This is a genomic window from Streptococcus mitis, from assembly GCF_946190375.1.
Classification (GTDB): domain Bacteria; phylum Bacillota; class Bacilli; order Lactobacillales; family Streptococcaceae; genus Streptococcus; species Streptococcus mitis_CJ.
Window position 1 is genome coordinate 66,387 of the sequence record NZ_CAMIAF010000013.1, and the last position, 6,809, is coordinate 73,195.

Sequence of the window (6,809 nt, forward strand, 5' to 3'; positions counted from 1 at the left end):
TGTAGGACTCCCCTATTAGATTTCAAATTTCTTTGATAGTTTGATTTGGATAAGAGAAACAATTCCAATAATTAAGAATAAAATCAAGGCAATTGCATTCGCATATCCATATTGATTACTCTTGAAGGCATAGTTGTAGACTAAAAGACCAAGAGACGTTGTAGCATTATTTGGACCACCACTCGTCAAGGCAAAAATTTGGTCAAAGGCAGTCAAACCGGACTTAAGAGCTAGGATAAAAACCATAGAAATCGTTGGTAGCAAATATGGTAATTCAATCTTCCAAAAAGTTTGTTTGCTTGTTGCACCATCAATTGATGCCGCCTCCAAAATATCAGATGGAATACTCTGAAGACCAGCAAGAAAGAGAATAATTGGCATTGCTACTCCTTGCCATAGAAGAACAAAAATAGTTGCCACTACCGCTCCGATCGGTGTTCCTAATAGACTTTCTTGTAAAAAACCAATTCCTAAAATTTTTCCAATCGTTGGAAGACCATAGTTGAAGAATTGTTTAAAAATCAAGGAAACTGTCAAACCAGACAAAACCGCTGGGAAAAAGAACCATGCTCTAAAGAAAGTCTGCCCTTTCATCTTAGAATTTAAGGTTCGAGCGACAACCATCCCAATTGTAATCTCTCCAATAATCAATGCCAGGGTTAAAATCAAAGTAAAAGCAATGGCTGTGAAGAATTTCCCATCAATCATCAGCAATTTGTAGTTATTCAGACCAACAAATTTATAATTATAGGTTAATCCAGTCCAGTTAGTCAAACTATAGAAAGCACCTTGTACCATCGGAAAGTAAAAGAAGATAGCTTGTAATGCAAGCGGGATGAGCAAAAAAGTCCAACCCCAGTATTTATTTAAAAATTTTCGAATAGCCATATCATCTTAACTCCTATTCTAGTCCAAATCTGCCTTCATTGGATTAAAGAAAGCATTGAGATTGTTTGCCATATTTTTCAGATTTTTATCCATCAAGTAACCTGCACTTAGATTGAAAAAATCTTCTTCAGAATTCCAGTGTTGGCCCAACCAAACATAATGTTTATCCGTAAATGCTAGTTTAGAAATCTCTGCAAGTGCTGAATCTTCTTTTTCCTGTACACCTTTCACCGCAACTGGTGATCCATCCACATCATAATATGCTTGCATAGCTTTTGAACTAGTCATATAGCTGATAAATTCTTCGGTTTCTTTAGGATGTTTGGTAGTAGCTGAAGTTGATAATGCCATGTCCCCTGCACCAACAGTGACTTCTTTTCCTACTTCTTCTCCTGGGAAGGCAAACATCCCCACATCAAATTTTGGATCCTGTTGATTAATTGCCGCTAATGCCCATGATCCTTGTGGCATCATCAAGGCTTTTTCATTCGAGAATGCTACCACCGCATCATTATAAGAGGCACCACGCCATCCATCTTGAGCATTATCCGCCAACAAATCTAGTCGTTCTGCATCTGCTTTTAAAATAGCATCATCTGCAGAAATAGCATTTGGTTTTGAAAAGCGAAGATAGTTATTAGCTGCGTCTCCACTGCCTGTAATGGTAATGAGAGAAAGTTGGTGATAACCGTTTAATGTCCATCCTTCATTGCCTGCAACTGCAAACGGAGAATTCCCACTATCTTTTATCTTTTTAACAATCTCTTGAAACTCTTTAAAAGTCTTCGGTTCCTCAAGTCCTAATTCTTTAAACTTTGTTTTATTGTAATAGATTCCATAAAGGTTAGCAGTTAAAGGCACACTATAAATCTTGTTATTGATTGCATACTTTTCTGCATAGTCATTCTTAATATTCTCAAGATAAGATTTCCCTGTCATATCTGCAAAGTAACCTGCTTTTGCCCACTCCTGAAAATCCATATTTTGAGGATAGATATTAACAATATCTGGGACATCTCCTGATAAAATCCGAGTCTTCAGAACAATGCCAGCTGCCGGAACAGTCGTCAGTTTTACATCAATAGTAGGATGATCCTTTTCAAAATTATCTACAATTTTTTGCAAAGTATCCGCCATTTCGGTCTTCTGGTTAAAAAATTCAATCGTTACCTTTCCATCAGTCGATTGATTATTCTGACCACAAGCTGCTAGACCTAGTAAACTAGCCCCAGCGACTAAGAGAAAACCTGCTTTCTTATACCATTTCATTGGAAAGCCTCCTTTATAAATTTATACACCTTTATTATAGTCTTCTAAAAATATACTGTCTACTCAAAAAATCTCCCTGGGATAAGATAACAGTTAAACCTGCATACATGAGTTCTGCACCTGAGTAAACTACTCCATTTTCCTGTAATTCATACAGTCCCTCTTCAACCAAATCTTTTAATTTTAAAGTTGTTTCCATGGTCTCTACAACTGACAAAACGCGAACGTAGGTTACAATCGTTTGATTTTTGTAATTAAATTGTACAGCTGCTTCATTGGATGCAATATCAGGATTAATTAGTCTATACTGTTGTCCTAACTGAACTACTGGTCGTAATTCTTTATACAAGTTCACCTGATTAGCAATCTCAGCTTTCTCTTCATCGGATAAACTTGTCAAATCAAGCTCATAGCCCAAATTTCCCATCATTGCTACATGGCCACGTGTTTCTAATGGTGTCGTTCGTCTCATCTGATGATTCGGTACTGCTGACACATGAGCCCCCATAGAAATGGTTGGATAGAGATAGGATGAACCGTATTGAATTGGTAAACGTGCAATAGCATCAGTATTATCACTAGCCCAGACTTGTGGAAAATAGCGCATCATACCCAGATCATTTCGTCCACCACCACCAGAGCAGGACTCAAAGAGAATATGGCTGTGCTTCTCTGTCAGATAAGAAACGAGTTCATAAAGCCCCAGCATGTAGTGATGAGATTGCATCTGTGTCTCTAGATAGTTTGAACCATTCCCAAGGTTAGTCATATTACGATTCATATCCCATTTAATGTAATCAATCTCATGATAAGATAGGAGTTGATCTAAGACATTTTTCAAGTATTCTACTACCTGAGGATTGGCAAGGTTAAGTACTAGTTGATTTCTAGAATAGGTATGTTCATATCCTGGAACCTGAATAGCCCAGTCAGGATGTTTACGATACAAATCGCTATCTACAGAAATCATTTCAGGTTCTAACCAAAGCCCAAACTGCAAACCTCTTTCGTGGATAGCTGAAATCAGACTTTCTAGACTTCCACCCAGTTTTTCCTCATTAACACTCCAGTCACCTAAAGCACGATTATCATCAAAACGATTGCCAAACCAACCATCATCTAATACAAAAAGTTCAATGCCAACTTTTTTAGCTTCATCCGCTAACTCTAACAGTTTTTCTCTCTGAAAATCAAAGTAAGTAGCTTCCCAGTTATTGATTAGAATTGGGCGTTCTTTTGTAGAAAATTTACTTGGCATAATGTGCTTCAGTACAAAATTCTGACTTTCATGACTAACACCAGTTAATCCCTTATCTGAATAAGTCATTAAAGCTACCGGTGTTTCAAAGTATTCCTCAGGGTCTAACTTCCAAGAAAAGTTTTCCGGATTAATGCCAATAGCCACCCGAACTTCATTCAATTGATTCTTTTGAACAAAAGCTTCAAAGTTTCCACTATACATTAGTTGAATTGCAAACACATTTCCAGCATACTCTGTGACTCCTTGATCACATAAGAGAAGAGCTGGTGTTTGAGCATGACCAGAAGCACCTCGGTTTGAACTAATCGAAAAGATTCCTTGTTCTACCTGTTGACGTCTAACAGTCTTTTCACGAGCATAAGCACCCTGCAGAGTTACGATTTCGTAAGCTGCAGCAGGGAAATCAGCCATAAAAGAAAAATCTTTATGGATGATAACTTCCTGATTACTATTATTCTCCAATTTGCTGTAACTAGCAATTGTCGCATCATTATCAAAAGCAGTATAATACAAAGTCAGACTAAGTTGAGCCTTAGAATCTTCTAACATTAAGACAAGAGTCTCTGTATCATCCACGCTGTGTGGAGAAGGTAAGCCCTGTGAACCATTCTGACCTTTTAAAATCTTTGCTTCTACAAATCGAAAGTCTGTTACTTCAGTTGCATCATGCTGAATCTGTAAAGTTGGTTTTCTATAGTCACCCAGACCATGTTGTCCAAAAATTTGACGTTGCGTATCTAAACTAAAGGTTCGATTAGTAGCTGTTGGATTCCCTGAAAAGGCATGGTCCCGTTCATAAACACTATTGGAACCTTTATAGTTCTTAATAGTCTTTCCTAAATGTTTCAAAAGTAAGTAGCCATTTCGATTTTCAATAATCAAACTTAGATTTTTACTCTCAACATAAAATAGATTATTCTCTATCCTAACTCCCATTTACTTCACCTCATCACTTTATTGACTATATTTTATCATCTGAAATCGCTTTCTAAAATAGAAAAATGTCTCAAGAATATGGTAAAATGTTAGGTAGGAGGTAGCACATGCTAGTTTTTTCAGAATACCAGACTGGAACAATTGACCTTTCTCTAAGCTTTTATGGATATGAGGAATGCACACCTAATTACTCTTTTGGTCCAGCCATTCGTGATACATACGTCCTACATTACATTACTAAAGGACAAGGAAAATTTCATTACAAGGGTAAAATTGTTGATTTAAAAGAAGGAGATTTCTTTCTATTAAAACCAGATGAACTAACCTTTTATCAAGCAGATAGTAAAGAACCTTGGGCCTACTACTGGTTAGGAATCACTGGAGGGAAAGCTCCTGATTATTTTGCTCTTTCTCAAATTTCTGACCAATCTTATCTCATCCAATCTGAAACTTGTCATACCCAGACTACTGCAAAACTCATCTCAGACATTGTCCGCTTCGCTCAGATTGCAAAATCCAATGAATTAGCTCAACTCCACATCATGGGACAACTCCATGAACTGATGTTTCATCTGGGAACTATTGCTCCCAATCAGAAGAAAAAGAATATTTCATCGACCCACCAACTCTATCTCGAATGCAAAAGATTAATTGATAGCCACTACCCTCAATCACTTACAATTCAAGATTTAGCGAAAGAACTATCCGTTCACAGAAGCTACTTATCAAGCGTATTCAAAGAGTTTAACACCTTATCTCCCAAAGAATACCTACACTACGTTCGAATGCATCGAGCTAAACAACTTCTCGAAAATACCCAAGAGTCCATCAAGGTAATTGCATACTCGGTAGGCTTTTCAGATCCACTACATTTTTCTAAAGCTTATAAACAATACTTTAACCAGACTCCAAGTCAAACAAGAAAAGAATATTCTCAACACCAACTAGTGAGAAAGGAAACACTATGAAATCCTACCAAGCCGTCTACCAAATTCTAGCAAAAGAAACCGATTATATCAGCGGAGAAAAGATTGCAGAAGAACTATCACTTACCCGAACATCGATATGGAAAGCTATCAAGCGACTAGAACAAGAAGGAATTGAAATTGATAGTATCAAAAACAAAGGATATAAACTGGTGAATGGAGACCTTATTCTTCCAGAACTTCTAGAAGAAAATCTTCCAATTAAAGTCAGTTTTAAACCCGAAACAAAATCAACACAACTCGATGCAAAAGAAGCAATTGATTTAGGGAATGAAGCAAACACTCTCTATCTAGCTTCCTATCAAACAGCTGGACGAGGCCGTTTTCAACGTTCTTTCTACTCCCCACAAGGTGGCATTTATATGACACTCCATCTTAAACCAAATCTCCCCTATGACCAATTACCATCCTACACACTACTTGTAGCAGGAGCTATCTACAAAGCCATTAAGAACCTAACTTTAATAGATGTCGACATAAAATGGGTTAATGATATCTACCTAAATAATCATAAAATTGGAGGAATTCTCACTGAAGCAATGACCTCTGTAGAAACAGGCTTAGTCACAGATATCATTATTGGAGTAGGTATCAATTTCACTATTAAAGACTTCCCTCAAGAATTAAAAGAAAAAGCTGCTAGTTTATTTAATGTACCAGCACCTATAACCAGAAATGAATTAATCATAGAGACCTGGCGTGCTTTCTTCGAAACACCAGCAGAAGAGCTATTATACCTATACAAAAAACAGTCCTTCGTTCTAGGAAAAGAAGTTACTTTCACACTGGATAAAAAAGACTACAAAGGACTTGCTAAAGATATCTCAGAAAATGGCAAACTTTTGGTGCAATGTGATAACGGAAAAGAAATCTGGCTCAATAGCGGAGAAATTTCACTCAAGAGTTGGAAGTAATAATAAACTAGCACAACCATAAAAACGACAATATATAAAGATTTTAGCTTTTCTCCAGCCCACTACAGTTGACAAAGAGCGCAAAAAAACTTCAGATAAGTAATCCAATTAAGTTTTACAAATCTGAAGTTTTTATTCTACTATTCTTAAAAATACAAAAAAAGAGAGTTATAAACCCCTCATTAAAACGGAGAATAAGGGATTCGAACCCTTGCGCCAGTTACCCGACCTAACGATTTAGCAAACCGTCCTCTTCAGCCTCTTGAGTAATTCTCCAATTAATGGGCACGAGTGGACTCGAACCACCGACCTCACGCTTATCAGGCGTGCGCTCTAACCACCTGAGCTACGCGCCCAAGTTAAAAACTTGGTACAAAGAACAAAGTTCAAAGCGGGTGACGAGAATCGAACTCGCGACAACAGCTTGGAAGGCTGTAGTTTTACCACTAAACTACACCCGCATACATACTATAATTAAAAATGGCGCGAGACGGAATCGAACCGCCGACACATGGAGCTTCAATCCATTGCTCTACCAACTGAGCTACCGAGCCT

The 6,809-nt window shown here is 37.4% G+C and carries 5 protein-coding genes and 4 tRNA genes; 2 read left to right on the top strand and 7 right to left on the bottom strand.

Features of this window, described 5'->3' with window-relative positions; all coding sequences use genetic code 11:
- Nucleotides 1-15: 15 nt before the first annotated feature.
- Genes N8M09_RS07390 through N8M09_RS07400 form a run of 3 tightly spaced genes read right to left on the bottom strand, consistent with a single transcriptional unit; the run spans nt 16 to nt 4,354 of the window.
- The gene (locus N8M09_RS07390; protein WP_261064740.1) at nt 16-888 is read right to left on the bottom strand and encodes a carbohydrate ABC transporter permease; all 873 of its coding nucleotides are present in this window, start codon (nt 886-888) and stop codon (nt 16-18) included.
- An 18-nt stretch (nt 889-906) separates the two neighbouring features.
- Entirely contained in the window at nt 907-2,157 is a 1,251-nt protein-coding gene (locus tag N8M09_RS07395) for an extracellular solute-binding protein (RefSeq protein WP_173280917.1), read from the bottom strand.
- A 34-nt stretch (nt 2,158-2,191) separates the two neighbouring features.
- Nucleotides 2,192-4,354 carry an alpha-galactosidase gene (locus N8M09_RS07400; protein WP_261064741.1) on the bottom strand — a complete coding sequence of 721 codons (2,163 nt, stop codon included), beginning with the start codon at nt 4,352-4,354 and terminating at the stop codon, nt 2,192-2,194.
- Between the two features lie 107 nt (nt 4,355-4,461).
- Here N8M09_RS07400 and N8M09_RS07405 point away from each other — a divergent pair, with 107 nt between their 5' ends.
- Both N8M09_RS07405 and birA read left to right on the top strand, forming a co-directional pair.
- Nucleotides 4,462-5,322, top strand: a complete 861-nt coding sequence (locus tag N8M09_RS07405; RefSeq protein ID WP_261064742.1) for an AraC family transcriptional regulator — start codon at nt 4,462-4,464, stop codon at nt 5,320-5,322.
- Nucleotides 5,319-6,254 carry a bifunctional biotin--[acetyl-CoA-carboxylase] ligase/biotin operon repressor BirA gene (gene birA, locus N8M09_RS07410; RefSeq protein WP_261064743.1) on the top strand — a complete coding sequence of 312 codons (936 nt, stop codon included), beginning with the start codon at nt 5,319-5,321 and terminating at the stop codon, nt 6,252-6,254. The genes N8M09_RS07405 and birA overlap by 4 nt, the downstream gene beginning before the upstream one ends.
- Before the next feature lie 188 nt (nt 6,255-6,442).
- On the opposite strand, the gene N8M09_RS07415 is transcribed toward birA, so the two are convergent.
- The 4 genes from N8M09_RS07415 to N8M09_RS07430 form a co-directional block, all read right to left on the bottom strand.
- Nucleotides 6,443-6,530: transfer RNA gene (locus N8M09_RS07415), tRNA-Ser, on the bottom strand.
- A gap of 6 nt (nt 6,531-6,536) precedes the next feature.
- Nucleotides 6,537-6,610 (bottom strand) — tRNA-Ile (locus N8M09_RS07420).
- A 34-nt stretch (nt 6,611-6,644) separates the two neighbouring features.
- A tRNA-Gly gene (locus N8M09_RS07425) sits at nt 6,645-6,715 on the bottom strand.
- Between the two features lie 20 nt (nt 6,716-6,735).
- Nucleotides 6,736-6,808 (bottom strand) — tRNA-Phe (locus tag N8M09_RS07430).
- Nucleotide 6,809 lies beyond the last annotated feature (1 nt).

What these genes read in the sequence shown, in the direction of transcription:
- N8M09_RS07400 (WP_261064741.1), bottom strand. Translation starts at nt 4,354, where the DNA reads ATGGGAGTTAGGATAGAGAATAATCTATTTTATGTTGAGAGTAAAAAT.
- birA (WP_261064743.1), top strand. Translation starts at nt 5,319, where the DNA reads ATGAAATCCTACCAAGCCGTCTACCAAATTCTAGCAAAAGAAACCGAT.
- N8M09_RS07395 (WP_173280917.1), bottom strand. Translation starts at nt 2,157, where the DNA reads ATGAAATGGTATAAGAAAGCAGGTTTTCTCTTAGTCGCTGGGGCTAGT.
- N8M09_RS07390 (WP_261064740.1), bottom strand. Translation starts at nt 888, where the DNA reads ATGGCTATTCGAAAATTTTTAAATAAATACTGGGGTTGGACTTTTTTG.
- N8M09_RS07405 (WP_261064742.1), top strand. Translation starts at nt 4,462, where the DNA reads ATGCTAGTTTTTTCAGAATACCAGACTGGAACAATTGACCTTTCTCTA.